The sequence below is a fragment of the Paraburkholderia sp. DHOC27 genome (assembly GCF_003429005.1).
Classification (GTDB): domain Bacteria; phylum Pseudomonadota; class Gammaproteobacteria; order Burkholderiales; family Burkholderiaceae; genus Paraburkholderia.
This window is the reverse complement of the sequence record NZ_QVQV01000004.1, coordinates 75,623-101,508: the sequence shown is the minus strand read 5'-3', so window position 1 is coordinate 101,508 and position 25,886 is coordinate 75,623. Positions and strand designations below refer to the sequence as shown.

Annotated in this window: 22 protein-coding genes and 1 pseudogene; 15 read left to right on the top strand and 8 right to left on the bottom strand. The window is 62.2% G+C overall.

All coding sequences use genetic code 11. The features are described from left to right. Positions 1 to 16 precede the first annotated feature (16 nt). The 7 genes from D0B32_RS15995 to D0B32_RS15965 are packed head-to-tail and all read left to right on the top strand — an operon-like array spanning position 17 to position 6,578. On the top strand, positions 17 to 1,051 hold the full coding sequence (locus D0B32_RS15995) for a Nit6803 family nitrilase (protein ID WP_117334973.1): 1,035 nt from the start codon (positions 17 to 19) through the stop codon (positions 1,049 to 1,051). After that, positions 1,044 to 2,114: an MSMEG_0568 family radical SAM protein gene (locus D0B32_RS15990; protein WP_117334972.1), complete on the top strand. Its 1,071-nt coding sequence runs from the start codon at positions 1,044 to 1,046 to the stop codon at positions 2,112 to 2,114. Before D0B32_RS15995 ends, D0B32_RS15990 begins: the two co-directional genes overlap by 8 nt. Before the next feature lie 2 nt (positions 2,115 to 2,116). Next, positions 2,117 to 2,707, top strand: a complete 591-nt coding sequence (locus D0B32_RS15985; protein WP_117334971.1) for an MSMEG_0567/Sll0786 family nitrogen starvation N-acetyltransferase — start codon at positions 2,117 to 2,119, stop codon at positions 2,705 to 2,707. Next, positions 2,704 to 3,714, top strand: a complete 1,011-nt coding sequence (locus D0B32_RS15980) for a sll0787 family AIR synthase-like protein (RefSeq protein ID WP_117334970.1) — start codon at positions 2,704 to 2,706, stop codon at positions 3,712 to 3,714. Before D0B32_RS15985 ends, D0B32_RS15980 begins: the two co-directional genes overlap by 4 nt. Beyond that, positions 3,711 to 4,901: an MSMEG_0565 family glycosyltransferase gene (locus tag D0B32_RS15975; RefSeq protein WP_117334969.1), complete on the top strand. Its 1,191-nt coding sequence runs from the start codon at positions 3,711 to 3,713 to the stop codon at positions 4,899 to 4,901. The genes D0B32_RS15980 and D0B32_RS15975 overlap by 4 nt, the downstream gene beginning before the upstream one ends. Before the next feature lie 30 nt (positions 4,902 to 4,931). Continuing rightward, complete coding sequence (locus tag D0B32_RS15970; protein WP_117334968.1) at positions 4,932 to 5,216, top strand: MSMEG_0570 family nitrogen starvation response protein; 285 nt, start codon at positions 4,932 to 4,934, stop codon at positions 5,214 to 5,216. Positions 5,217 to 5,276: 60 nt separating this feature from the next. Then, positions 5,277 to 6,578, top strand: a complete 1,302-nt coding sequence (locus D0B32_RS15965) for an MSMEG_0569 family flavin-dependent oxidoreductase (RefSeq protein ID WP_117334967.1) — start codon at positions 5,277 to 5,279, stop codon at positions 6,576 to 6,578. A 62-nt stretch (positions 6,579 to 6,640) separates the two neighbouring features. Here D0B32_RS15965 and D0B32_RS15960 read toward each other — a convergent pair whose 3' ends face one another. The 4 genes and pseudogenes from D0B32_RS15960 to D0B32_RS15945 all read right to left on the bottom strand — a co-directional run bounded on the left by D0B32_RS15960 (position 6,641) and on the right by D0B32_RS15945 (position 11,044). Further along, complete coding sequence (locus D0B32_RS15960; RefSeq protein ID WP_117334966.1) at positions 6,641 to 8,776, bottom strand: phosphocholine-specific phospholipase C; 2,136 nt, start codon at positions 8,774 to 8,776, stop codon at positions 6,641 to 6,643. A 99-nt stretch (positions 8,777 to 8,875) separates the two neighbouring features. Beyond that, on the bottom strand, positions 8,876 to 9,190 hold the full coding sequence (locus tag D0B32_RS15955; RefSeq protein ID WP_147329534.1) for a hypothetical protein: 315 nt from the start codon (positions 9,188 to 9,190) through the stop codon (positions 8,876 to 8,878). Positions 9,191 to 9,481: 291 nt separating this feature from the next. Beyond that, positions 9,482 to 10,300 (bottom strand): alpha/beta fold hydrolase, encoded by an 819-nt coding sequence (locus D0B32_RS15950; RefSeq protein ID WP_259295024.1) that lies wholly within the window; start codon positions 10,298 to 10,300, stop codon positions 9,482 to 9,484. A gap of 11 nt (positions 10,301 to 10,311) precedes the next feature. Further along, a pseudogene (locus D0B32_RS15945) lies at positions 10,312 to 11,044 on the bottom strand (TetR/AcrR family transcriptional regulator). A gap of 356 nt (positions 11,045 to 11,400) precedes the next feature. Between D0B32_RS15945 and D0B32_RS15940 the strand changes: the two are divergent. The 5 genes from D0B32_RS15940 to hydA all read left to right on the top strand — a co-directional run bounded on the left by D0B32_RS15940 (position 11,401) and on the right by hydA (position 18,657). After that, complete coding sequence (locus D0B32_RS15940; protein ID WP_117334963.1) at positions 11,401 to 12,681, top strand: Zn-dependent hydrolase; 1,281 nt, start codon at positions 11,401 to 11,403, stop codon at positions 12,679 to 12,681. 109 nt (positions 12,682 to 12,790) lie between these two features. After that, positions 12,791 to 14,137 (top strand): NAD(P)-dependent oxidoreductase, encoded by a 1,347-nt coding sequence (locus tag D0B32_RS15935; protein ID WP_117334962.1) that lies wholly within the window; start codon positions 12,791 to 12,793, stop codon positions 14,135 to 14,137. A 49-nt stretch (positions 14,138 to 14,186) separates the two neighbouring features. Further along, on the top strand, positions 14,187 to 15,506 hold the full coding sequence (preA, locus tag D0B32_RS15930; protein ID WP_117334961.1) for an NAD-dependent dihydropyrimidine dehydrogenase subunit PreA: 1,320 nt from the start codon (positions 14,187 to 14,189) through the stop codon (positions 15,504 to 15,506). Between the two features lie 115 nt (positions 15,507 to 15,621). Beyond that, on the top strand, positions 15,622 to 17,133 hold the full coding sequence (locus tag D0B32_RS15925; RefSeq protein WP_117334960.1) for an NCS1 family nucleobase:cation symporter-1: 1,512 nt from the start codon (positions 15,622 to 15,624) through the stop codon (positions 17,131 to 17,133). Positions 17,134 to 17,205: 72 nt separating this feature from the next. Next, the gene (hydA, locus tag D0B32_RS15920; RefSeq protein WP_117334959.1) at positions 17,206 to 18,657 is read left to right on the top strand and encodes a dihydropyrimidinase; all 1,452 of its coding nucleotides are present in this window, start codon (positions 17,206 to 17,208) and stop codon (positions 18,655 to 18,657) included. A gap of 15 nt (positions 18,658 to 18,672) precedes the next feature. Here the strand turns inward: hydA and D0B32_RS15915 are convergent, their stop codons facing one another. Continuing rightward, a complete protein-coding gene (locus D0B32_RS15915) occupies positions 18,673 to 19,881 on the bottom strand; it encodes a mechanosensitive ion channel family protein (protein WP_117334958.1) in 1,209 nt (402 codons plus the stop codon). 117 nt (positions 19,882 to 19,998) lie between these two features. Continuing rightward, entirely contained in the window at positions 19,999 to 20,853 is an 855-nt protein-coding gene (locus D0B32_RS15910; protein ID WP_117334957.1) for a class I SAM-dependent methyltransferase, read from the bottom strand. 334 nt (positions 20,854 to 21,187) lie between these two features. Between D0B32_RS15910 and D0B32_RS15905 the strand changes: the two genes are divergently transcribed. After that, positions 21,188 to 21,505, top strand: a complete 318-nt coding sequence (locus tag D0B32_RS15905) for a hypothetical protein (protein WP_117334956.1) — start codon at positions 21,188 to 21,190, stop codon at positions 21,503 to 21,505. Positions 21,506 to 21,808: 303 nt separating this feature from the next. Then, positions 21,809 to 22,195 carry a YqjD family protein gene (locus D0B32_RS15900; protein ID WP_117334955.1) on the top strand — a complete coding sequence of 129 codons (387 nt, stop codon included), beginning with the start codon at positions 21,809 to 21,811 and terminating at the stop codon, positions 22,193 to 22,195. 80 nt (positions 22,196 to 22,275) lie between these two features. Here the strand turns inward: D0B32_RS15900 and D0B32_RS15895 are convergent, their stop codons facing one another. Next, the gene (locus tag D0B32_RS15895) at positions 22,276 to 22,887 is read right to left on the bottom strand and encodes a cadmium resistance transporter (protein WP_117334954.1); all 612 of its coding nucleotides are present in this window, start codon (positions 22,885 to 22,887) and stop codon (positions 22,276 to 22,278) included. Positions 22,888 to 23,146: 259 nt separating this feature from the next. On the opposite strand from D0B32_RS15895, the gene D0B32_RS15890 reads away from it, so the two are divergent. Next, entirely contained in the window at positions 23,147 to 23,797 is a 651-nt protein-coding gene (locus D0B32_RS15890) for a hypothetical protein (RefSeq protein WP_117334953.1), read from the top strand. A 92-nt stretch (positions 23,798 to 23,889) separates the two neighbouring features. Here D0B32_RS15890 and D0B32_RS15885 read toward each other — a convergent pair whose 3' ends face one another. Beyond that, positions 23,890 to 25,833 (bottom strand): glycosyl transferase family 1, encoded by a 1,944-nt coding sequence (locus D0B32_RS15885; protein WP_117334952.1) that lies wholly within the window; start codon positions 25,831 to 25,833, stop codon positions 23,890 to 23,892. Positions 25,834 to 25,886 lie beyond the last annotated feature (53 nt).

Here is a 25,886-nt window from a genome sequence, read left to right as displayed (position 1 = left end):
ACAGGCGGCTATCACCATGTCCGATAAACGCATCGTGCGCGCCGCCGCAGTCCAGATTGCACCGGACTTCGAGCGCAGCAACGGCACTCTCGACAAGGTCTGCGAGGCAATCGATCAGGCGGCACGCGAAGGCGTGCAACTGATCGTCTTCCCCGAGACGTTCGTGCCGTACTACCCGTACTTTTCTTTCGTGCGCCCGCCGGTGGCTTCCGGTGCGGATCACATGCGGCTCTACGAGGAAGCGGTCGTGGTGCCCGGTCCGGTGACGCAGGCGGTCGCCGAACGGGCCCGCCTTCATCACATGGTGGTCGTGCTTGGCGTGAACGAGCGCGATCACGGCAGCCTCTACAACACGCAACTGATCTTCGACGTGGACGGTCAGTTGCTGCTCAAGCGCCGCAAGATCACGCCGACTTTTCACGAACGGATGATCTGGGGGCAAGGCGATGCCGCCGGTCTGAAGGTCGCGCAAACCGGCATCGCACGGGTGGGCGCGCTGGCGTGCTGGGAGCACTACAACCCGCTCGCGCGTTATGCGTTGATGACGCAGCACGAAGAGATTCATTGCAGCCAGTTTCCAGGTTCGCTGGTGGGGCCGATTTTCGCAGAACAGATTGAAGTGACGATCCGTCATCACGCGCTGGAGTCCGGTTGTTTCGTTGTCAATGCAACCGGATGGCTGACGGAAACGCAGATTGCGTCGATCACCTCCGACACGAATCTGCAAAAAGCGCTGCGTGGCGGCTGCAACACCGCCATCGTGTCGCCCGAAGGACAACATCTTGCGCAGCCGTTGCGCGAGGGCGAGGGCATGGTGATCGCCGATCTCGACATGGCGTTGATCACCAAGCGCAAACGCATGATGGATTCGGTCGGCCATTACGCGCGGCCCGAACTGCTCAGCCTCGCCATCAACGAACGACCCGCCGCGACCGTCACGCCCATGCCTTCGTGGAGCGCGACGGCCAGCACCGATTTCAACTCAACCGTGGGATGCCGCGATGAACTCCAGCGAGACTTTGCCAGCCGCGAGCCGGCAATTGATGACTGAATTGCAGTCGGCGGGGCTGCGGCTGGAAGATCCGGGCGCGGGCGTCGCAAGCCGGCGTGGCGGCGCGGGTCCGTCGGATCACAAGGCCGTGATCGTGGATGGCGTGACCATCATGGTGCCCGTGCATACGAGTACCGCGTGGCATTCGCCGTTCGTGGCGGGGCCGGCTAACGCGAGCGGCACCAGCGCGCTGTTGCGCGGCACGATTCCGATTGCGAATATCAGCTTTCCCAAGGCGCCGCGTTTCTACGGCATGCAAACGCTCGACGGCGTGCCGTACTCGCATATCGCCACGCTGCATAGCGCCGACGTGCTGGCGACGACCGTGCTGCAAACCTGCATCCGTTACGAGAGCCGTCGCAAGACCTGCAAGTTCTGCGCGATCGGGCAGTCGCTCGCGGCAGGCCGCACGATTGCGCGCAAGACCCCGGAGCAACTCGCCGAAGTCGCACGCGCCGCCGTGCTGCTCGATGGCGTCAAGCATATGGTGCTGACCACCGGCACGCCGCCGGGCAGCGATCGCGGCGCGCAGATCCTGTGCGAAAGCGCGTTTGCGATCAAGGCCGCCGTGGATCTGCCGATCCAGGCGCAATGCGAACCTCCCGACGACGACCGCTGGTTTGCGCGCATGAAAGCGAGCGGCGTCGATACGTTGGGGATGCATCTCGAAGTGGTCACGCCTGCCTTGCGCGAACGCATCATGCCTGGCAAGTCGAGTGTGCCGCTGTCGCGCTACATGGAAGCCTTCAAGGCGGCGGTCGCGGTGTTTGGGCGCGGCCAGGTGAGCACGTATATCCTGGCAGGACTCGGGGACACGGCCGAGGCCATCCTTGCCATTTCACGCGAGCTGATCGAACTGGGCGTGTATCCGTTCGTGGTGCCGTTCGTGCCGATCAGCGGCACACCGCTCGAAGATCATCCGGCACCCACGCCTGAATTCATGAAGTCGGTGCTGCAACCGCTTGGCGCGATGCTCTCGGCCGCTAATTTGCGATCCAGCGAAATCAAGGCGGGCTGCGGCAAGTGTGGCGCGTGTTCGTCGCTGTCATCGTACGAGGTGTGATCATGTTTGGTGAAGCGATTGCAGGGATATCGAATACGGACGAACTGCTCGACAGCGGCCTCGAAACGGCGTTGTACACGCCGACCGAATACCGCATCAAATGGACCACGCTGCAATGGGAAGCCGAGGAAGCGTACAAGCTGCGGCGCGCGGTGTTCTGTATCGAGCAGGGTATTTTCGTCGGCGACGATCGTGATGAGATCGACGAGCGTGCGCAGCAACTCGTTGCCGTGAGTTGCATTGCCGGGATGCCGGAGCAGGTGGTGGGCACCGTGCGGATTCATCAGGAGGAGCCCGGCGTGTGGTTCGGTTCGCGGCTTGCGGTGCACGCCGCGTTTCGACGGCACAGCAAGATCGGCGCAACGCTGATCCGTCTTGCCGTGACGAGCGCGCATGCGTTGGGATGCCACACGTTTCTCGCGCACGTGCAGAGCCAGAATGTGCCGCTCTTTCGCGCGTTGCATTGGGATGCGCTGTCACAGGAGATGCTGCTGGGCCGCTCGCATCATCTGATGCAGGCGCAGCTCGATCACTATCCGCCGTGCACGAGCCCGCGTAGCGGCTTTGTCACGCAGTCGCGGAGCACATCGTGAGTGTGGCGTCGCTGGTTGCCGGCCTGCGCGAAAGCCGTGGCTTTCGTCACAAGACGGATATTGCGGGCGTGGTGTCGTCATTGGCGCGGCGCTTACCAGGCGGTGCGAGCGAAATGGCTCAAGCCGTGGCGCTTGGCGACGATTGCGCCGCGCTCGCGGATGGCGACGGCTATCTGCTGTTTGCGATCGAAGGCATGGTGAGCGACTTCGTGCATGCGATGCCGTGGTTCGCGGGCTACAGCAGTGTGATGGTCAACATCAGCGATATCTACGCGATGGGCGGCCGCCCGCTCGCTGTCGTGGATGCGCTGTGGAGCAGCGGCGTCGATGCCGCGCACGAAGTGCTGGCGGGCATGGCCGCAGCTTCCGTCGCGTACGGGGTGCCGATCGTGGGCGGCCATACGAACGCCCGCAGCGATCAGGCGCAACTTGCCGTGTCGATCCTCGGACGAGCGAACAAGCTACTGTCGAGCTTCAACGCGAAGCCTGGCGATCGTCTGTTGATGGCGGTCGATCTGCGTGGCCGCTTCGAGGAACCGTATTCGTTCTGGAATGCGTCGGTTGGCGCACCGGCTGCGCGTCTGCGTGGCGATCTGGAACTGTTGCCGCAACTCGCGGAAAGCGGCCTTTGCGACGCAGCCAAGGACATCAGCATGGCGGGCACGTTGGGCACCGCGCTGATGCTGCTCGAATGTTCGGGCGTGGGTGCACGCATCGACCTTGCGCGCATTCCCCGGCCAACGGGTGTTCCTTTCGAACGCTGGCTCAGCGCGTTTCCGAGCTTCGGCTTTCTGCTGTCGGTGCGTGAAGAGCACGTCGAACAGGTCCAGGCGCAGTTCGCCGAACGTGCTCTCGCATGTGCGGCGATCGGCACGGTGGACGCCTCGCGCAAGGTGTTTGTCGAACAGGACGGCGACGCGGCGTTGCTGTGGGACTTCAGCGACGAAGCGTTTATTGTTGCAACGGATGCGGCAGAGGCGATTGCAGCCGCCGAGGTCGCGCCATGAGCGCAAACGCCTTGCGGATTGCGTTACTGACGCACTCGGTCAATCCGCGTGGGGGCGTGGTGCACACACTCGAGCTTGCCAATGCGCTGACTGCTGCTGGGCACGACGTGACGGTATTCGTGCCGGCGTCTGCCGGTGAACACCTGTTCCGGCTGCCGTCGTGCCGTGTGGTGTATGCGCCGATCACGGCGTCGCAAAAGGGCACGGTCGCGATGGTGGCGGCACGCATCCACGCATTCAAACAGAGCTTGCGCGAAGAACACGCCGGCGCATTCGACATTCTGCACGCGCAGGACAGTATCAGCGGCAACGCGCTAGCCGAATTGAAGCAGGAGGGCATCATTCGCCACTTCGTGCGGACGGTCCACCATCTGGATCATTTCGATGACGCGCAACTCGCCAAATGGCAGACGCGCGCCTGGCGTGAAGCCGATCAGGTGTTGTGTGTCAGCGCAACATGGACGCGTGAGATGCAGCTTCAGCACGGCGTCGAGGCTGTCACCGTGCCGAATGGTGTGGATACCACGCGCTTTGATACGTGTCCCACGGCGATGGACGCGTCTCTCAGGCAACGTCTTGGACTCGTCGACGGTCCGCTCGTGCTCGCCGTGGGCGGCATTGAAGCGCGCAAGAACACGCTTGCGCTGCTCGATGCGTTTGCCTCGGTGCGAGCGGTCATGCCGACGGCTCAACTGGTGATCGCAGGCGGCGCGAGTCTGCTCGATCACGATGCCTACACGCATCGCTTCGTCGAACGCGCCGCGGCACTCGGCCTGAGCATCGGGCCCGATGAAAGCGTAATCATCACCGGCCCGCTCGACGATGCCGTGATGCCCGCGCTGTTTCGCAGCGCCGATGTGCTGGCGATGGTCTCGCTGCGCGAGGGCTTCGGGCTCGTGGTGCTGGAGGCGCTTGCCTGTGGCACGCCGGTGGTCGCATCGGCCATTGCGCCGTTCACCGAATATCTCGACGAAACCACCTGCTGCTGGGCCGTCCCCACGGACGCCGCTTCGATCGCAGCGGCGCTGCTACGGGTGTTGCGTGGCGACTGTCGTACCGATTTCGCTCAAGCGGTTCCCGCGCTGCTGGCGCGCTTTAGCTGGGCGTCGAGTACGTGTCGTCATCTCGATGCCTATCGTGCGTTGCTGCTCATTCAATCGCGCAGCGAGCCCCTCAGCATTCAATAGATTCGCGCAACCCGCACGAGGATTTTTGCCATGCCTGTCATGCACTTTCGAATTCAATGGCCCGATGGCGACGAGGCGAACTGCTATTCGCCGTCGCAAGTGGTCAAGGACTTTTTCACCCCCGGTCACGCGTACCCGCTCGACGATTTCGTCAGCCGCTCGCGCGAAGCGCTCAACATCGCTTCTGAACGTGTGCGGGAAAAATATGGTTTCGCCTGTTCCGCAGCGCTCGATCAGCTTGCGCAGATCGAAGAAGACGCGGACCGCTATCGCGGCGATCCCAATGCCACCGTCAAGGTCATCGAACTGGTTTGAAACGGGTGCCGCAAGCGACGCCGCCACGTCACGCCAGATTTTCATTCGCAAGGACGCATCATGTCGAACACAGCACATTCCGATCGCAGCGCACAGCATGAAAATGGGCACTATAGCGTGCTCGTCGTGGGCGGAGGACAGGCGGGCCTGTCGATCAGTTACTACCTGAAGCAGGCGGGTGTCGATCATCTGGTGTTCGAGAAAAACACCGTCACGCACACGTGGCGCAATCAACGCTGGGATGCGTTCTGTCTCGTCACGCCGAACTGGCAATGCGCGTTGCCGGGCTATCCGTATCCGGGCAATGACCCGCACGGCTTCATGAAGAAAGACGAAATCATCGCGTATCTGGACGGCTTCATTGCGATGGTGGAGGCCCCCGTGATGGAACATACGCAGGTGAAACGCGTAAAGCGTCTCGACGATGGCCGCTATGGCGTGGCGACGAGCCAGGGCGAGTTCACCGCGGATCACGTCGTCGTGGCTTCGGGTGGCTATCACACGCCCATCGTGCCGCGCATGGCCGAGCGTTTGCCCGCACAGATCATGCAGCTGCAATCTTCCGAATATCGCAATCCACAGGCGCTGCCCGAAGGTGCAGTGCTGGTGGTGGGTTCAGGTCAGTCCGGCGCACAGATTGCGGAAGATCTGCATCTGGCCGGTCGCAAGGTCGTGCTTGCCGTGGGTGAGGCGCCACGCTGCGCGCGTTTTTACCGCGGACGTGACGTGGTGGACTGGCTCGCCGACATGCAGTACTACGACATGCCGGTGGAAAAGCATCCGCTCCGTGAAGGCGTGCGCGACAACACCAATCACTATGTGACGGGCCGCGATGCCGGTCGCGACATCGACCTGCGCCGCTTCGCCGCCGAGGGCATGGAACTGTATGGACGGCTCGAAGATCTGCGCGACGGGCATCTGCACTTCGCCCCTAATCTGACGATGAATCTCGACAGCGCGGACGATACCTATAACCGCATCAACGCGAGCATCGACGGCTTCATTACGAAGAATCGCATCGAGGCGCCGCCGGGTGCGCCGTATGAACCTGTGTGGCAACCGTCTGAGGAGCGAGCCATGCTGGAACTGGCGAGCAGTGGCATTGCCGCGATTGTCTGGTGCATTGGCTTTACGCCGGACTTTAGCTGGATCGACGCGCCGGTCTTCAATGGACGCGGGTATCCCGCGCATACGCGCGGCATTACGCCGGTGGAAGGGCTGTATTTCATTGGCCTGCCGTGGTTGCATACGTGGGGCTCGGGGCGTTTTTCCGGCATCGCGCGCGATGCCGACCACGTCGTGCAGGCCATACTCGCCAGAGAGCGCGAACGCTCCCTGGCGTTTGCTACCGCCGTTGCCTAAGCGCGCTGCACATGACGCACATGACGCAAATCGTGCAAACGCCAGGCGAACGGCGTTAAGACTCAAGCACCCAGCGCGGGATCGCTCATGCTGCTGCGGCCCGTTTCAACGTGTCCACCAAAACGGCGCGTGAACGTCGAATCCGTGTTCACGGTGATGGTGAGGTCATACCAGCCATACACGTTACGCAGATCGAGGTAGACCTCGTCGGTCTGGCCGCCGCGCACCGTCTGCTTGATCACCGAGCCCGGTTCGTAGGCGTTGGTGATGATGAACTCGCAGCTTGCCGTGCCCGGGTTTTCCAGTCGCAATTGCAGGTTGCCGTTGGCGACATCGTAGCCGTCTGCCACTTCCGGACGTGCCACTTCCGAGCGCTCCCACCAGTTCGACGCCGGCACCGGCTTGCCTGCAAAACGGCGCAGAAAACCATTCGGTCCATACACGGTGTAGTCGTACGTGCCGTTGACGTTCAGCGGCAGCTGGTCTTCAAGGCGCTTGCCCGCTTCCACGGTGTACGAACGCGGTGCCTGGCCGCTGTTGGTCGCGTAGACGAGGAACGCAGCACCAGCGCGGCCGGTGTTGACGAAGCTCATCCCCAGCTTGCCCTGGGCCGTTTCGCCACGCACCCGCACGAACAGCTCGTACGGCAACGCACGCGCAGGACGCACCCCCGGTTCCTGTTTCGGCACCGCTTGCACGAGCGGCGGCAGCGGCACGTAGTCAGCGTGACGTTGCTGGTCCGGCGGTGCATAGGCGGCCGTGCTGGGCAGCGCGGGCACTGCATCATTCGGATTGACGAAGTTGAAGGCGGACATCAGATCGCCGCAGATCGCACGGCGCCACGGCGTGATATTCGACTCGCCCAGATTGTGATGCTCGCCAAAGCGCTTTTCGATGAAGCGGATCACGGAGGTGTGATCGAACATTTCCGAGCAGACGTAGCCGCCTTTCGACCACGGCGACACGACGAGCATCGGCACACGCGGTCCGAGGCCATAGGGGCCAATCGAATTCGAGCCGGCCGGGTACTGGCCATTGCCTTCGTACAGTTCGTTGGTGAGCGCAACGGTCGAGAGGCCGTTCGCGTTCGAGGCAGGCGCAAACGGCGGCGCCATGTGATCGAAGAAGCCGTCGTTCTCGTCGTAGTTCACCAGCAGCACGGTCTTGCTCCAGACTTCCGGATTGGACGTCAGGATCTGCAAGACCTGATCGACGTACCACGCGCCGTAGTTGGCCGGCCAGTTCGGGTGCTCGGAATAGGCTTCCGGCGCGACGATCCACGAGACCTGCGGCAGCGTGTTGTTCGTCACGTCCTGCTTCAGGACGTCGAAATACGTGCCGCCTGCCGCGACATTCGTGCCCGTGCGTGCGTTGTCGTAAAGGGGGTTGCCGGGCTGCGCGTTGCGATACTGGTTGAAGTAAAGCAGCGAGTTGTCGCCGTAGTTGCCAATGTACGCGTCGGAAGTCCAGCCCCACGAACCGCTCGCGTTCAGGCCAGTGCCCATGTCCTGATAGATCTTCCACGAAATGCCGGCGTTTTGCAGCACTTCCGGGTAGGTGGACCAGCCATAGCCGAGTTCGGAGTTGTCGATCACCGGGCCGCCGCCGCTGCCGTCGTTGCCCACCCAGCCGGTCCACATGTAGTAGCGGTTCGGATCGGTCGGCGCCATGATCGAGCAGTGGTACGCGTCGCAAATGGTGAATGCGTCGGCGAGCGCGTAGTGAAACGGAATGTCCTCGCGCGTCATGTACGCCATCGTCGTGGTGCCCTTGGCCGGCACCCACTGGTCGTAGATGCCGCCGTTCCATGCCGTGTGCGTGGTGTTCCAGTCATGCGCCAGATCCTGCAGGAATTGCAGACCCAGATTCGACACGTTCGGGCGGAACGGCAGCACGTAGCCTGCGTCCGGAATCGCCGTGAGCGGTTGATACCACACCGGATTGCCGGACGGCAGCGTGATGGCGCGCGTATCGCCGAAGCCGCGCACGCCGCGCAGCGAGCCAAAGTAATGGTCGAACGAGCGGTTTTCCTGCATCAGGATGATGATGTGCTCGACGTCACGAATGGTGCCGGTGGCGTTGTGAGCAGGAATCGCAAGGGCGTTGCGGATGCCGAGCGGAAGCATGCTCAGTGCGGTGGCAGAACCGGCAGCCTGAGCGGCTGCGCGCAGAAACTCACGGCGGTTTTTAGAGGTCATGTTGGCTTCGATCTTCAGGAGATGGAATATGCGCGACGGTCAACGGGACACAACACCGTCGCGGGGCTTAAACAGACTCAAGCGAACTCAGGGGTGAACTCAATCAACGGTGTGAATCACGGGTGGTGCAAGACTTTCGGACGCGGCCGTTGCCGCGCCGAGTTGCGCGGCGGGCGGCGGCGTCTGCAAACTTTGCGCAGGCAATGCGGCGGGGCTTTGATTGAACTGCTGCGCGAGGGGCGGTGACGTTGCGTTGCCGCTGTTGTTGCCGTTGCGATAGTTGTCGGCGGTGTTCGTGTCCGGGTTGGCGCTCGCGTTATTCGAAGCGTTGCTGTCATCGCTGCACGCGGTGATGAGAAAACTGCAAGACAGGATGATGAAAAACGTACAGAGAGCGCGTGCTGCATCTTTCAATCTCACGACACCATGCGAGCCCCAGCGAACGGCCAAACGTTTGCCGGCAAACATGACGCTATGCGCGAATCTGGCGGACATAGGTAGCCTTTCACGGTGTCAGGGGGAGACCGGCGAGGCGTACTTTGGCCCCGGCTCAGCTAGGCCGAAGCATAACGAGTTACCTGTGTAAGATTTATGAACACCTGGTAATAAGTTGCGCTTGTGCATCTTTGCGTAATTCACGCAAAAATTTCCACGCGGGGTGTTCTTACCGATTCGGCGTGATTTGTCGTGATGCGCAGGTGCGCGCTAGTCGATGTGCTGCGTGACGAAGGCGTCGATGGCGGCATTCAATGCAAGCGGCGCGTCGCGATGTGGCGAGTGTCCGCATGCGGCGAGTTTGACTAGTTGCGCGTGTGGCACGGCGCGAGCAATGGTGTCGAGATGAGCCATCGTGCCGTAGTGATCGTCGTGTCCCTGCACGGCGAGCAATGGGCAACGTATGGCAGGCAATGCATCCACGATGGACCACGTCAGAAACGCGGGGTTTAACCACGCGTCGCTCCAGCCGTAGAAGGCTGAATCGACATCCGCGTGATAGCGGCTGAGGCGATCACGCAGCGCCGTTTGTCGATAATCGAGTCGCGTCTGCTCGATGCCTTGCAGTGAGATCTCTTCGACGAAAACATGAGGCGCCACGACGACCGCTCCAGCTAATGCCAGCGGAAACGCTGCCGCGTAGAGCAGTGCAATCGAGCCGCCATCGCTATGACCGATCACCCACATCCGCGAGCGTTGTGCAGCGTCGACGTTCAACACGTCGAGCAAGGCTGGCAACACGTCCCGCGCCTGGACGTGCATGTAATCGGGTTGCCACCGTTCGGTGTGAGGACGTGGCGTGGAGCGTCCATAGCCGGGGCGAGAATAGACGAGGCCACGCATGCCGAGTTGATTGCACAGTTGCTGGGGCCAGTCGCGCCACATGGCAATCGAGCCGAGCCCTTCATGCAGGAACAGGGCGATGGGCGCGTCTCTGCGTTCTGCATTGAGCCACGCGTACTCGATACTCAGCGGGCCCCGTGTCGTGGTGGCAGGGAGTGTTGCGAAACCGCTCGCAGTCTTCTGCACGTGTCGTATTCCTAACGATCGCGTTGCGGCGACACCGCACCGCACGCTCGAATCACCAGTTGCACGACCTGCTCTGTGGATGCGTCGAAGGCCTTCTGCGTGAGCGCCCGTTTGCCGCTCAGGGCGACGATCTGTGCGTCGAAATCCGCATAGTGTTGCGTGGTGGCCCAGATCATGTACAGCAGCGTTTGCGCATTGACGGGCGCGAGCAGGCCACGTGCGATCCAGTCGTCGATCACCGTGACGCGGCTGTCGAGCCAGGGCTTGACGCGCTGCGTGAGAATGTCCTGCATGTGCTCGGCGCCGTGGATGATCTCGTTGGCCCACACCTTCGAACCAAACGGGCGGCGTCGCGACAGTTCCATTTTTGCGCGCACATAGCCGCTGATCGCGGCCACCGGATCGTCGCTGCCTTCGAACGTATCGGCCGCGCGGTGCCAGTCTTCGAACAGATCTTCGAGCACCCGGCGATACAGCGCGAGTTTGGTCGGGAAGTAGTAGTGCAGATTGGCTTTCGGCAGACCGGCCCGTTCGGCGATCATCGCGGTACTGGCGCCTTCGAGGCCGCGCTCGGCGAAGACGGCCTCCGCGCAGGCCAGCAGGTGCGCTTCGTTCGACTCGCGGATGTGCGCCTTGCGCCGCCGCATAGGTGGCGGTGCTGCGTCGTTTTCCGCTGGATCCACTGCCGTTTCGTCATGTCTCATTGTTGGCCTCGCGCGGCGCGCATGCCGCGTCGCGCTTCATTCTAGCGGTTTGCGCGCAGCTTGCGCGTCCCGTCGCGTACGCAGTGGCTCTCCCTTCTACCGTCATGGTGCATCGCAATGGCACGCTTCTCGCTCTGTTTCCGGCCGTACAAAAGGTGTTGATTTGGCGGGGTTAATCGGCTACAACCTGTCCATTCGGACAGGATTGGAAGAGCGGCGAATCCCCAGGGTTAGCCCTGTATTCAAAGTAGAGAAATGTGCGCCATGCTGTGCACCGCAGGCGTGCGAAAACGCCCCACGATCCGGCAGCGCTGCACCAGTTTCAGGTGGCGCTGACGAGGTTCGCGCGGATTGGCCAGTCGTTGCAAGGTCGGTTCTTCGAAAGGAGTGAGACGAATGAACGTGGTATCCGAAGCGCTAAAGCATGCTGAACCCGACGTGTCGATCAAGATCGACGGCAAGCGTCTGTGGGACAGCCTGATGACGATGGCGAAGATTGGCGCCACGCCCAAAGGCGGAGTCTGCCGGCTGGCCCTGACCGATCTCGACAAGCAGGGACGCGACCTGATCGTTAGCTGGGCTAAGGAAGCGGGTTGCACCGTGACGGTCGATCAGATGGGTAACGTGTTCATGCGCCGCGCCGGACGCAATCCCGATGCGCTGCCGGTGATGACTGGCTCGCACGCCGATTCGCAGCCCACGGGTGGCCGTTTCGACGGCATTTACGGCGTGCTGGGCGGCCTCGAAGTGATTCGCAGCCTCAACGATCACGGCATCGAAACGGAACACCCCGTCGAAGTCGTGATCTGGACCAACGAGGAAGGCTCGCGTTTCGCGCCCGCGATGGTGGCCTCGGGCGTGTTTGCAGGCGTGTTCACGCTCGACTACGGGTTATCGCGCAAGGACGTGGACGGCAAAACGATCGGCGAAGAACTCAAGCGCATCGGCTATGCGGGCGATCTGCCGTGTGGCGGACGCCCGCTGCATGCGGCGTTCGAACTGCATATCGAACAGGGGCCGATTCTCGAAGCGGAGCACAAGACCATCGGCGTCGTGACAGACGCGCAGGGGCAACGCTGGTACGAGATCACGCTGACGGGTCAGGAAGCGCACGCAGGGCCGACGCCGATGCCGCGCCGCCGCGATGCGCTGCTGGGTGCGGCGCGCGTGGTCGATCTGGTCAACCGCATCGGGCTCGATCATGCGCCCTTCGGCTGTGCGACGGTGGGCATGATGCAGGTGTATCCCAACTCGCGCAACGTGATTCCGGGGCGCGTGTTTTTCACGGTGGATTTTCGCCATCCCGACGATGCGGTGCTGGCGAAGATGGACGCCGAACTGCGCGCGGGCGTCGAGCGGATTACGAGCGCGATTGGCCTCGAAACCCAGCTCGAACAGATTTTCTATTACGCGCCGGTGGCCTTCGACGCCGCCTGTGTGAAGTCGGTGCGCGCCGCCGCGCAGCGCTTTGGCTACCCGCATCGCGACATGGTGTCGGGCGCGGGACACGATGCCTGCTATCTGTCGCAAGTGGCGCCCACGTCGATGGTGTTCGTGCCTTGCGTCGACGGCATCAGTCACAACGAGATCGAAGACGCCACGCTCGAATGGATCGAGGCGGGGGCGAATGTTTTGCTGCACGCCATGCTGGAGCGAGCGTGCGAGCCGGTTGCTTGAACTCTCCACTGTAAAACGAACAGCAGGCGCATAAAACAGGCCGTCCCGGCTGCATGAATCATGCAGCCGCCGAGTGCGGCTATGTCTCCACATTCAGCAAGGAACGGGTATGGCTATCAAGCAAACCGGCGATATCGCCTCGCATCGTCTCGCGCCCGAGCAGCTTTCATGTGAATTCAGCGACATCGCGCCTCTGCTCGATGCAGGCGCTGCCGCGGTGGCCGCGAGCCGCTGCCATTACTGTTACGACGCGCCGTGCGTCAATGCCTGTCCCACGCAAATCGACATCCCCAGTTTTATTCGCAAGATCGGCAACGGCAATCTGAAGGGCGCGGCCGTGGATATTCTCTCGGCGAATCCTTTGGGCGGCATGTGCGCGCGCGTGTGCCCCACGGAGATTCTTTGCGAGGGCGCATGTGTGCGCAACCATCAGGATGAGAAGCCGGTGGCGATTGGCGCGCTGCAACGTCATGCGACGGATTGGGCGATGGCGCGCGGCGAAGCGCTCTTCAAGCGGGCACCGGATACGGGACGCCATGTTGCCGTGGTCGGCGCGGGGCCGGCGGGACTCGCCTGCGCCCATCGTCTCGCGCTGGCGGGGCACCGTGTGACCATTTTCGATGCCCACGCCAAAGCAGGCGGCCTGAACGAATACGGTATCGCGGCCTATAAGACAGTCGACGATTACGCGCAGCGTGAAGTGGCCTGGCTTTGTTCGGTAGGCGGCATCGAAGTGAAGACCGGTGTCGCACTCGGGCGCGACGTGCAACTCGACACGTTGCGTCAACAGCATGACGCGGTGTTTCTCGCTATCGGTCTCACTGGCGTGCGCGAGTTGCAACTCGAAGGCGAGGCGCTCGGCGGCGTGATGAACGCGGTGGATTTCATCGAGCAGGTGCGTGAGGCAAGTGATCTCGCCACTGTGCCAGTCGGCAGACGCGTGGTCGTGATTGGCGGCGGCAATACTGCCGTGGATGCTGCAGTGCAAAGCCGCAAGCTCGGCGCGACGACCGTCACGATGGTGTATCGCCGGGGCGTGGAAACGATGGGCGCAACGTGGGCCGAGCGCGATTTCGCGCAAAGCCAGGGTGTGACGCTCATCACGCACGCGAAGCCACTGCGTTTGCTGGGCAGTGATGGCACGGTGACGGGTGTCGAGTTCGAACGGACTTCCGCGCAAGGCAGCGAGCGTTTCTCGCTCGAAGCGGACATGGTGCTCAAGGCGATCGGTCAGACGCTGGTGCCGGTGGGCATCGAGCACGCGTTGCTGACGCTGGATAACAGCCGCATTGCCGTGGATGCCAACCGGCAGACTTCGTTGCCCGATGTGTGGGCGGGCGGCGATTGCGCGGCCACGGGCGGCATGGATTTGACCGTGCAGGCGGTGCAGGACGGCAAGCTTGCCGCAGCCGCGATCGACGCGCATTTCGCCGTGACGGCGGTCAAGGCCGCCTAGCGTCTATCACGAGCGATAAAGATAAAACAGAATCCCCAAGGAGCCGAACATGGCCGATCTACGCTGCACGATTGCCGGCATCACTTCGCCGAATCCTTTCTGGCTTGCCTCCGCACCGCCGACCGACAAGGCCTACAACGTCAATCGCGCCTTCGAAGCGGGCTGGGGCGGGGTGGTGTGGAAAACCCTCGGCCTCGATCCCCACGTGGTCAACGTCAGCTCGCGTTATGGCGCGGTGCAATGGAACGGCCAACGCATCGCAGGCCTGAATAATATCGAACTGATCACGGACCGGCCGCTCGACATCAACCTGCGCGAGATTGCCCAGGTGAAGCGCGACTGGCCGGACCGCGCACTGATCGTCTCGTTGATGGTGCCGTGCAACGAGCGCGACTGGAAGTGGATTTTGCCGCTCGTCGAAGACACCGGCGCCGATGCGGTGGAACTGAATTTCGGCTGTCCGCACGGCATGAGTGAACGCGGGATGGGCGCTGCCGTGGGACAGGTGCCCGAATACGTGGAGATGGTCACTCGCTGGGTGAAGGAGGGCACGAAGCTGCCGTGCCTCGTCAAGCTCACGCCGAACATCAGCGATATCCGGCTGGGCTCGCGGGCCGCGTACAAAGGCGGGGCAGATGGCGTGTCGCTGATCAACACCATCAACTCGATTGTCGGCGTGGACCTCGATGCGATGGCGCCGCTGCCGATGGTGGATGGCAAGGGTACGCACGGCGGCTATTGCGGACCGGCGGTCAAACCGATTGCGCTGAACATGGTCGCGGAAATTGCGCGCGACGTGGCCACGCCGGGTCTGCCCATCTCCGGCATTGGCGGCATTTCCACATGGCGCGACGCGGCGGAATTCATCGTGCTGGGCGCGGGCAGCGTGCAGGTGTGTACGGCGGCGATGCACTACGGCTTTCGGATCGTGGCGGATCTCGCGGACGGCCTGTCGAACTGGATGGACGAAAAAGGCTACGCGACGCTCGATGATTTCCGCGGCCGCGCCGTGCCGAACGTCACCGACTGGCAGTACCTGAACCTCAAGTACGACATCAAGGCCCGCATCGATCAGGACAAGTGCATTCAGTGCGGCCTGTGTCATATCGCTTGCGAGGACACCTCGCATCAGGCCATTACGCGCGAAAAAGATGGCGTCCGGCATTTTGAAGTGGTGGACTCTGAATGTGTGGGCTGCAACCTGTGCATGCACGTGTGCCCGGTGGATCAGTGCATCACGATGGAGCGGGTGGATGCGGGCGAATACGCCAACTGGACCACCCATCCGAACAACCCGGCCCGTGTGGATGCGCCGCAAGCTGAAACCGAATCGCATGTCGAAACGCAAGCCGCCGCAAAAGCGGCCTGAGAAGCACATAGAAGAGAAAAGCAGCCGCAGCGCCTGTAAGTGAAGTCTGTTCCGACCCGGCCCGCAGCATCCCCAGAAGATGCGCGGGCCTTAACGCACAAGTGGAGATTCTTCGATGAAGCAGACAACGCAAGGTGTCGATCCGCAGCTAGGGGCCGGCGCGCAGGGCAGCAGTCTTTACAACGACGACCTGGCACCCACCGGCGTCGCGCAGCGTACGTGGAAGTGGTATCACTTCGCCGCGCTGTGGGTGGGCATGGTGATGAATATCGCTTCCTACATGCTGGCGGCTGGCTTGACCGAGCAGGGCATGTCGCCCTGGCAGGCGGTCGTCACCGTGTTACTCGGCAACCTGATCGTGCTGGTGCCCATGCTGTTGATCGGCCATGCGGGCGCGAAGCACGGCATTCCGTATGCGGTACTGGTGCGTTCGTCGTTCGGCACGCAAGGGGCGAAACTGCCGGCCATGCTGCGCGCCATCGTGGCGTGCGGCTGGTATGGCATTCAAACCTGGCTGGGCGGCAGCGCGATCTACACCTTGCTCAATATCCTCACGGGGAATGCGTTGCATGGCAGCGCGCTGCCGTTCCTGGATATTTCGCTCGGACAGCTCGCGTGTTTTCTGGTGTTCTGGGCTCTGCAGATTTACTTCATCGTGCACGGTACGGATGCAATCCGCTGGCTGGAAAGCTGGTCCGCTCCGATCAAGGTGGTGATGTGTCTCGCGCTCGTGTGGTGGGCGACATCGAAAGCCGGCGGAATTGGTTCGATGCTGTCGGCGCCGTCGCAATTCGTGGCAGGCGGCAAGAAAGAAGGCTTGTTCTGGGTCACCTTCTGGCCAGGCCTCACCGCAATGGTGGGATTCTGGGCCACGCTCGCGTTGAACATTCCCGACTTCACGCGTTTTGCGCGCTCACAGCGCGATCAGATGGTCGGGCAGTCGATCGGCTTGCCGGTGCCGATGGCGCTGTTGTCCGTGATCTCCGTGGTGGTGACGTCAGCGACAGTCGTGATCTACGGTCAGGCGATCTGGGACCCGATTGATCTGACGAGCCGCATGACGGGCATTGGCGTAGGCGTCGCGCTCATCATCCTGACGCTCGATACGATGTGCTGCAACCTGGCGGCCAATCTGGTGGGACCGGCCTATGACTTTTCGAGCCTCTGGCCAAAGGGCATTTCGTATCGCACGGGCGGCATGATTACCGCGACCATTGCCATTGTGATGATGCCGTGGAAGATTCTCGCTACCACCCAGGGCTACATCTTCACGTGGCTGGTGGGTTACTCGGCACTGCTCGGGCCCGTGGCAGGCATTCTGATGGTGGACTACTTCCTGATTCGCGGCACGCGCCTCGACGCGCGCGAACTGTTCGACGAAAACGGCGAATACAGCTACACGGGTGGCTGGAATATCGGCGCAGTGGTGGCGTTGCTGGTCGGCGTGCTGCCGAATCTGCCCGGTTTTCTGCACACGGCGTTTCCGGCCGCGTTTCCGAATGTGCCCGCGATCTTCAATACGCTCTACACGTATGCGTGGTTCGTCGGGCTTGCGCTCGCTTCGATTGTGTACAGCGCGTGGATGAAGTTGAGCAAGGGACCGAGCGCGCGCGTGGCAAGTGCGTGATGTGGAAGCGGTTAGTTGAACGGTAAGTGAATCTGAAGCAACGAACGTAGCAGTCAATGAGGAGGCAGCAAGATGACGACCCTGATTCGCGGCGGCACGGTAGTCGATGCGGACCGTAGCTGGCGGGCGGACGTGTTGTGCGCAGATCCGCAGGACGGTGGCACGATCCTGCAGGTTGGGCCGGACCTGGAGGCGCCGGCGGGCGCGACGATCGTCGATGCACATGGGCAATACGTGATGCCGGGCGGCATCGATCCGCACACGCATATGGAACTGCCCTTCATGGGCACCACGGCGAGCGACGATTTCTACACCGGCACGGCTGCGGGGCTCTCCGGCGGCACCACGAGCATCATCGACTTCGTGATTCCGAGCCCGAAGCAATCGCTCATGGAGGCGTTCAAGGCGTGGCGGGGGTGGGCCGAAAAGGCTTCCTCCGATTACGGCTTCCACGTTGCGGTGACATGGTGGGACGAGTCGGTGTATCGCGACATGGGCACGCTCGTGCATGAGCACGGCGTGTCGAGTTTCAAGCATTTCATGGCCTACAAAAACGCCATCATGGCGGACGATGAAGTGCTGGTGAACAGCTTCGCGCGTTCGCTCGAACTCGGCGCGTTGCCTACTGTGCATGCGGAAAACGGCGAACTGGTGTTCCAGTTGCAGCGTCAACTGCTGGCGCGCGGCATCACGGGCCCGGAGGCGCATCCGTTGTCACGGCCGCCGGAAGTGGAAGGCGAAGCGGCCAACCGCGCCATTCGCATTGCCCAGGTGCTGGGCGTGCCGGTGTATATCGTCCACGTGTCGTCAAAGGATGCCGCGGATGCAATTGCGCGTGCGCGCAGCGAAGGCCTGCGGGTGTTCGGTGAGGTGTTGCCGGGCCATCTCGTGATCGACGAAGCGGTCTATCGCGATCCCGACTGGAATCGCGCGGCGGCCCACGTGATGAGCCCGCCGTTCCGCTCGGCCGAGCATCGCGAGGCATTGTGGAGCGGTTTGCAGGCAGGACAGTTGCACACCACGGCTACCGACCACTGCGTATTTTGCGCGTCGCAAAAGGCGATGGGCCGCGAGGACTTCACGAAGATTCCCAACGGTTGCGGTGGCGTGGAAGACCGCATGTCGGTGTTGTGGCATCACGGTGTGAATTCGGGCCGTCTCACGCCGAACGAGTTCGTGCGTATCACCTCCACCAATGCCGCGCAGATCTTCAACCTCTATCCACGCAAAGGCGCGGTGCAGGTGGGCGCGGATGCGGACCTGGTGGTGTGGGATCCCGCTGCGACGAAAACCATCTCGGTCAAGACCCATCATCAGAAGGTGGATTTCAACGTGTTCGAAGGCATGACGGTGCAGGGCGTGGCGATGCATACGCTCACGCGCGGTTTTCTTGCATGGACCGATGGTGATTTGCGCGCCGTGCGCGGGGCCGGGCAGTATCTGAAACGGCCGCCCAATTCCGCTTACTTCGATGCGATTCGTGTGGCTAACAAGCTGAAGGAACCCCATGCAGTAGAACGCTAAGGGCTTGGCATTGCTTCAGCGTTTTTGCCAGACGCGCAGACCGAATTGCGGTAGCACGCCGTAGACGTGGTCCATCATGGTGGACTGGGTATGCTCGTACGCTTCCCAGTCCACCTCGTTGATGTAAGCGAATATCTCGATGGGCAGGCCTTGCTGCGTGGCTTCCAGCAGTCGCACGACGAGCGGCATGTCCGGGCGGATAGCCGGATGCTGGCGAAAATAGGCCACCAGATACAGCCGGAACATGCCGAGATTGGTTAACCGCTGCGTTTCCTCGCGCGCGGCGACAGGTGCGGCGATGGGTACGGCAAGATCGAGGCTCGCTCGCAGGTTCGTGAGCAACGCATCGTCGCAAAAGCGGACGTGGTCGGTGTCCATATAGATGGCGTGCTTGATGCGTCGTCCACCGGACTCGGTCATGCCGCGCCAGTTTTTCACGCCGTTGGTCAGGATGACGTGACTCGGCATCGTGACAATGGTGTTGTCGAAGTTGCGCACCGTGATCGTGTTTAGCGCGATATCAATCACCGTGCCATCCGCCACGAATCCCGGCACTTCTACCCAGTCGCCGACGCGCAGCATGTCGTAGGCCGCGAGTTGAATGCTCGCCACGAATCCCAGCAGCGAATCGCGAAAGATGATGATGAGCAGCGCCGTCATCGCGCTCACGCCGGTGAGAAAGTACGTGGGTGAGCGATGCAGCAGGATCGAGACGCCGGTGATGAGCGCGACCAGATACAGCACGATGGTTGCCACCTGCAAAAAGCTCTTGATGGGCTTCTCGCTCGCGTATGGAAAATGCCGGTAACGATCTTCGATGGCGCGCAGAAACGCGAATGCGGCGCGCAACGCCGTGACCACCATATAGCAGGCGGCCAGCGTTTCGACTGGCTGGCCGAGCGCGGCAATCACCGGAATGGTCAGGCCCGACAGCAGCGGTGCGGACAGGCAGACGATATACGCCGGCACGAGCGGCGCGAGACGGTCGAACACCTTGCAATGCACGGCGGCGCGCAACCACGAATGGCCCTCACCGCGTGCAAAACGGCCGACGATCCTCAGCAGAACGAAACGGGTGATGTAGTAACAGAGCGCACTACATAGCACGATGCCGAGCAGCAGTCCCGCGACGAGCACGGTTGCGACGACGACACTGTCGGTATAGGCGTAGATGTGACGGTGTCCGTTCGCGTCGGTCACGATACGGAAAACGTTGTCGAACATACATCCTCCGGCTCGTGAGTCTGACGTTGCGGCTGCGTTTCTCTGTTGGCTCTACCGTGCGGCTATTACTGGACGCGAAAGGGTGCGAATGGGTGCTTGCGTGCTTTTTTGAGGGCTTTATCGAGGCTTGATGAACCGCAGCGTCATGCGATCGGATTCGCCAATTGCCGCATAGCGCGCCCTGTCGACGTCGCCGCCTTCGTAGGTGGGCGGCAACGACCACACGCCATGCGGATAATCTTTGGTGTCGCGCGGATTGCTGTTGATCTCGCTGCGGCCGTCGAGCTGAAAGCCGGCTGCCTGCGCATGCTCGATCACATAGGCTTCGGTCACGTATCCACTGTCGATCATCTGCTGCAACGACGTTCCGGGTGCGGCACGATGCTCCTCCACGCCGAGCATGCCACCCGGTTTCAACGCGCGGTAAAACGCCTGCAGGTTGGCGTCGATCTGGCCGTCCTTGATCCAGTTATGGATGTTGCGGAACGTCAGTACGCGGTCGACGTTGCCGTTGGCGGGGAAGCCATTGAACTGGCCGTCATGCAGCGTGCCGACCAGCACAGTTCCGTAGATGGCGGGATTGGCCGCGAGCTTGCGCGTGAATGCCGCGCGGCCCGACTGTTCTTCCGCCGCCGCGCCGGCTGACGGGCCATTGTATTGCGCCTCGTAAAGCGTGCCGTGATCGCGCAGGTAGGGCGCGAGGATGTCCGTGTACCAGCCGCCGCCGGGTGCGATCTCGAGCACGGTTTGCGTTGGCGCGAGTTCGAAGAATTGCAGCGTGGCCTGCGGATGCCGGTACACGTCGCGCGCTTTGGCGGCGTCGCCGCGCTGCGGCCCGGCCACTGCGGCTGCGAGCGAATCCGCGTTCGGTCCGGCCGCGGAGGTAGCGCAGGCCGTCAACACGAGTGCGGCGGCGAGGCCGGCAACGGCGAATCGCAGATTGCGAAGCAGCGGAGTAGCGTAGAAGGTCATGGCACGAAAAAGGATGACGTGAACCGCATGGTAAGCGGCAACAGGCGTAACGATAAGCGCTTGCGGCAAGCTTTGCACGTGGCCGGCTGATATTTCCCCTGAAACGGGGGTGAAACGCAGATCGCCACCCATGTGCGAGATGCTCGCGGCGTCATCCCATGTCAGATGAAACCAGTTGGCGGCGGCCTGCGTATATCTTCCGTCGGCATCCGGGCGAGTATGGCAGCGGCGTTGGGCAAGACTGCGGCGGCTCGTCTATGCTTGATTCATGTCCGGTCGATACGCGGCTGGCAATGCGCCGGCCGTAGCGGCTCATCCATTTGTCGGAGGCAATATGAAAACGATGTCGAAGCAGATCAAGGCCTGTTTGTGTGCGGTGGCGCTGGGGGTAGCGGCGCAGGCGGGTGCACAAGGACTTTCGCCGCAGGATGATGTGAATGCGCCGCAGAACAGCACGCAACTGATGCCGAATGCGGCGCGCGGCAGCGAGTACCCGTCGCACGGTAATCAGCAGGCGGGGGAGATGAACCTCAATCCAACCGACCCACGCGCGCAACTCGTCAACGGGCTGCCGAACAATACGCAGGCGGGCGGATATGGATCGCCGCTGGCGGGTGTGCGGACCTATGTGCAACCGACGCCGACCAACTAGTTGATCGCGGTGCGGGAAGGCGAGGGATTCGAGGCCGGGTGATTCTTGCGCTGATTTGAATGATCAGTAGTACTGGGCTAATTGTTTTATGCTGCGATGAGTCGAAGTTGCGTTGGCTTATACGATTGTTGGCCGAATGGCGAACGTTTTTGGGTGGAGGTTTCTAGCTTCATTTGGGGTGTGGAGCCAGCCAGCGTTGCCATCGGGCACGGCGATTGCGTCGACTGGGGTTAGCCGGGCGGAAGGGTGCGCAGATGACTCGTCCGTCACTTATTACTCTTTGCCTCGAAGGAGCAGACCATCATGGCTTTCACCGATGACGCCCAACGCAAGCTGGACCGCGGTTTCTCCGAAGCTAAACGGACCGGTCGCCGCGCGGCCCGTAACGTACGCGTCGGCGCGCGCGATCTCCAGGACGATGCAGCCAGCGAAGCGCGGGCGCTGCTCGACCGCCTCGACAAGTCGCTGCGCGACAATAGCGATGTCGACGTCGCTGCGTTGCGCAAACGCCTGCAGGCGCAGTTAAACGATGCGCGTGGCAGCTTCGGCGACGCAGCGGACAGCACCGTCGATCAGGTGCGCGAGACGGTTGCGATGGCGGCGGAATTCGCGCGTGAGCGTCCGTGGCAGGCGATTGGCGTGGTTGCGGGTGTCGCGTTTCTGGTTGGGGCGCTGGTGGGGCGTAAGTAGAGAGGGTTGTTGACGAAGTCTGGGCCACGCCGGCTGCACGTGCGGCTCGGCCTAGACTTCTTACGCCGTCGGATATCCTTTCAAAGCCCAAACACCAGTCGCAGCGTGTCGTTCTCCGCGATCACCGAAAATCCGACCACGAGCAGAATCACCGGTAGTAGCGCAGTGCCGTACCGCCGGATGGGCGCGCCCAGCAGCGGGTGGTTGACGAGCCACACCGCTCCGGCGCACCACAGAGCGATCATCACGACGAACACCAGCGAAATCACCCCGCAGTCGAGGCGCGAGTGCCCGGCATACAGCGGCACGTAGACGGCGATGTTGTCCGAGCCGTTGGCGATCGCGACGCCCGCCACGGTCCACCACGCCGAACCGGGCTTCGCTGGCGGGACAGCTTGCGCGCCGGTATCGTCCGGCGTCGCGCGACGCGGACCGAAACGCGCCCACCCCTTGCTCAAGCCAACGCCGATCGGCAAGACACCGAGCAATCCCACATAGCCCGGCGGCAGACTGCGTAGCAGCGCCGCCAGTCCCATCGCGATCACGATGAGGGCGAGCGACCCCGCGTATTGACCGAACACGACCCGCCCGACATGCCCGCGTGCCTCCGCCACGAAGGCGAGCAGGACGAAAAGATTATCGACGTTGGTGGCAGCGAAGGCGGCGATAGCGAGGGCGACGAGACTGAGCATGCGTTAGGGGCGTAGCGGCGGCGAGTGAGCGGCAGAGTGACTGGAGGGTAAAGGGTAAAGAGTAAAGGGTTCACAGCAGGTTGAGCAGCGGACTCACCGCGGACAGGTCAACTGTCACGCTCGCGTGATGAACGGCTGACAGCCCCGGCATTTTGCCAGTAAAGCCGCCAGCGGCCGTCCGACTTACGCGCTGGCCTTGTGGTTAGTGGCGGCGCAGCCCGTACGCTACAATGCCGACAGCCTGAAACTCGGAACATCAATGAAGATCCGGACTTTATCCATCGCATGCGGAACGACCGTGGCCGTGTTGCTCGCGGGGTGCACGAGCGTCTACTCCGACTACAAGAATTCGAGCGCGTGCGAGCAGTTGATGCGCAGCAAACTCGCGGACGTGACGTCGGAGCAGTTGCCTTACGCCTCGCTGTACAAGTTGTCCACCAGCCATACCGGCACGGGCATAGCCGGCTCGCGTGTGGTGGTGGAGGGCAGTCTCTCGCGCATGCAGACTGCCGCGGAAGTGGCCAAGGCCAATGCACCGAAAGGGGCGTCGGGGGCATCAGCGACTGCGGCCGCCTCGGGCGCCGGTGTGGCTAGCGCTGCGTCGGGAACCGCAGTGGCAGGCGTCGTTGCTTCAGGGGGCGTTGCTTCAGATGTAGCCGCCACGGATGTGGCAGCGTCAGATGTGACCGCTTCAGGAGCGGCTGTGGCGAATGCCTCGGCTGCTTCAGCCGCGTCTGCGACCACGGTGGCGGACGCAAAACCGGCCAAGCCCATCAAGCCGAAGAAGGTCATCAAGGGCGTGGCGGTCGAATGCACCTTCAGTGGCCCCAGCTTGACCTCGTTCCGCTGGCTCTCGCCGGCCGAACTGGTCAAGACCAATGAAACGGACAAAAGCGACACCACCGAATAAGGCGCGAAGCAAATCCGCTGCGAGAGGGTGGGCCGGGTGAGGCGCGCTGTTTTGTCAGGCGCGCGCTCTCGTTTCCGTCATCAAGCGGGCGCTTAGAGCGCCGTTGACGCCTTCTCCTCATTCATTCCCTGCGCCCGCAGCGCCGCCGCCTGACGCCGGCGGGTTTCGCGCACGAGGCGTAAGACCCGTTCGCCGAACACCTCCGGGCAACCTTCGAAGAATCGTTCAACAGCTTGGGTGTCGATCAGTTGCCGGCGCAATGCCTCGCGCTCGTCGTGCTGGGCAATCATGCGCAAGGCGGCTGCGATGTAATCTTCGACCGTCTGCGCCACCGTCCACGCAGGCATGCCGGCACGGGCGAACAATGCGCCGTCGATATGCTCGAATACTTCGGGCCCGCTCTTGCATACGCCAGGCAGACCGAGCGTGAACGCATCGACGATGCCGTTGGTGTTCCCAAACGGGAAGGGACTCAGGAACAGGTCGGCGTCGTCGACGCGCGCCAGATAGCCTGCGTACTGGTGAAAACCGTGAATGATCGCGCCGGGTACCGATTCGCCGATGACGCGCTGCATTTGCGTCAGCGGCAAGCCGTTACTGTTACCCGTCATGAAATGAAACTCGACGGGAACCTCCGCGCGTGCCTGAATGTGGCCGCAGACATCGAGGAAGACGGGGTTCAGTTTCATCGGACTCGCGGTCACGATGATCTCGACGGTGTCGCGCCGCTCCAGTTTGCGATGCGTGATCTCCGGCAACGCACGTGATGCTCGGTAGGGCTGGCCGTCTTTCGGCAAGCGCAGCAGCCGTTCGCTGAAGCATTTCGGATCGCCGACGTAATCTTCCTCGACGCTGATGTAGTCGATCTTGTCGGAATGGGTGGTCGCCGGGTGACCGAGCGCCGCGATCTGCAGGGGCGCCACGCGCAGGTTCGACATGAACACGGTCAGCACGAACATGCCCACGCTCGGCATATACAGCACGTCGGCCTGCTCTGCTTCGGCAAACGCGCGCACCGTGCGCAGACAGTCGCCAACATAGTCGGGCTGCTCCAGTTCGATGAAGCGGTCAAAAATCGCCCGGCCAGCGTCGTCGACCGCGTAGCCGAAGCCGAACCCCACCACCTCGAAATGCTCGCGCGCGGCTTCGATGGTGCGCGAATGCGTACGGTAGATGGAATGCGCGCCGCTGAACCACTCCAGCACGACGATCATCAACGGTTTCTTGCCGCGCCGCGTGCGCGCCGCAGCGGGCGGCATGTCTAGGTTGCCCGGCGCGGCAATCGGCGCAGGCAGATCGGTAATGCCCAGTTGGTCCAGTTTGCGCCGCACCAGCACATTGATGTCCTGTTTGATTGCGTGCCGCTGCGGGGTGTCTGCGTAGCTGCAAAACATATAGCTGTTGTGCAGCAACGCGGTGGGCAGATCGTCCAGATCGTCGATCTGGCTGAGCTTGCCGGGCAGCCACTGCAGGAGCGCTTCGCGTTTGCTATGCGCGTTCGGCGACCCCTTGAATACGGGGGCCAGCAAAACCAATGCGAGGCAGGCCGCCTTGACCTTGTCGTGCCGCCAGAGTGCTGCGAAATCCAGTTCCAGGTCCGACTCGCCCGAGTAGAGTACGCATAGCTTGTCGATAAACGTGTCGCCGGGCAAAAACTGTCCGTCTAAAGGGCCGCGCGGATTCAGATGGCGGACGACATGATCGGCATGGCCGAGCGCGGTCGTCGCAAAGACCGCACCGAGCCACTCATGCAAGGTGAGAAGCAGGCGATAGCAAGGGTCGGGCAACCGGAAATCCGGGTTCGAAAACAGCGTCGTGACGGCCGTGGCCAACCGGGTGCAAAAGCGCACCTGTTGCTCGTCCGGCGAAAGATCGATCATGCCCGAAGCGCGGAAGTCGGCATCCAGTTGGCCGCGCTTTTGATGCAGCAGCGCCAGGACTTCGATGAGCTTGAGCGCGGCTTGCTCGTGCGCTTGATCGTCCGATTGTGAGTAGGCGAGTTGCTCGAAATCGTCGAGCGAGAAAGTGGCTTGCATCGGCTGAATGACTTTAATATAAGTAATGCTAACGATATGAATATTGTGCTTTT

Coding starts and splice junctions, on each gene's coding strand:
- D0B32_RS15910 (WP_117334957.1), bottom strand. CDS start 20,853: ATGACCTTCTACGCTACTCCGCTGCTTCGCAATCTGCGATTCGCCGTT.
- D0B32_RS15915 (WP_117334958.1), bottom strand. CDS start 19,881: ATGTTCGACAACGTTTTCCGTATCGTGACCGACGCGAACGGACACCGT.
- D0B32_RS15985 (WP_117334971.1), top strand. CDS start 2,117: ATGTTTGGTGAAGCGATTGCAGGGATATCGAATACGGACGAACTGCTC.
- D0B32_RS15895 (WP_117334954.1), bottom strand. CDS start 22,887: ATGCTCAGTCTCGTCGCCCTCGCTATCGCCGCCTTCGCTGCCACCAAC.
- preA (WP_117334961.1), top strand. CDS start 14,187: ATGGCCGATCTACGCTGCACGATTGCCGGCATCACTTCGCCGAATCCT.
- hydA (WP_117334959.1), top strand. CDS start 17,206: ATGACGACCCTGATTCGCGGCGGCACGGTAGTCGATGCGGACCGTAGC.
- D0B32_RS15905 (WP_117334956.1), top strand. CDS start 21,188: ATGAAAACGATGTCGAAGCAGATCAAGGCCTGTTTGTGTGCGGTGGCG.
- D0B32_RS15970 (WP_117334968.1), top strand. CDS start 4,932: ATGCCTGTCATGCACTTTCGAATTCAATGGCCCGATGGCGACGAGGCG.
- D0B32_RS15890 (WP_117334953.1), top strand. CDS start 23,147: ATGAAGATCCGGACTTTATCCATCGCATGCGGAACGACCGTGGCCGTG.
- D0B32_RS15925 (WP_117334960.1), top strand. CDS start 15,622: ATGAAGCAGACAACGCAAGGTGTCGATCCGCAGCTAGGGGCCGGCGCG.
- D0B32_RS15990 (WP_117334972.1), top strand. CDS start 1,044: ATGACTGAATTGCAGTCGGCGGGGCTGCGGCTGGAAGATCCGGGCGCG.
- D0B32_RS15885 (WP_117334952.1), bottom strand. CDS start 25,833: ATGCAAGCCACTTTCTCGCTCGACGATTTCGAGCAACTCGCCTACTCA.
- D0B32_RS15935 (WP_117334962.1), top strand. CDS start 12,791: ATGGCTATCAAGCAAACCGGCGATATCGCCTCGCATCGTCTCGCGCCC.
- D0B32_RS15975 (WP_117334969.1), top strand. CDS start 3,711: ATGAGCGCAAACGCCTTGCGGATTGCGTTACTGACGCACTCGGTCAAT.
- D0B32_RS15965 (WP_117334967.1), top strand. CDS start 5,277: ATGTCGAACACAGCACATTCCGATCGCAGCGCACAGCATGAAAATGGG.
- D0B32_RS15960 (WP_117334966.1), bottom strand. CDS start 8,776: ATGACCTCTAAAAACCGCCGTGAGTTTCTGCGCGCAGCCGCTCAGGCT.
- D0B32_RS15900 (WP_117334955.1), top strand. CDS start 21,809: ATGGCTTTCACCGATGACGCCCAACGCAAGCTGGACCGCGGTTTCTCC.
- D0B32_RS15940 (WP_117334963.1), top strand. CDS start 11,401: ATGAACGTGGTATCCGAAGCGCTAAAGCATGCTGAACCCGACGTGTCG.
- D0B32_RS15995 (WP_117334973.1), top strand. CDS start 17: ATGTCCGATAAACGCATCGTGCGCGCCGCCGCAGTCCAGATTGCACCG.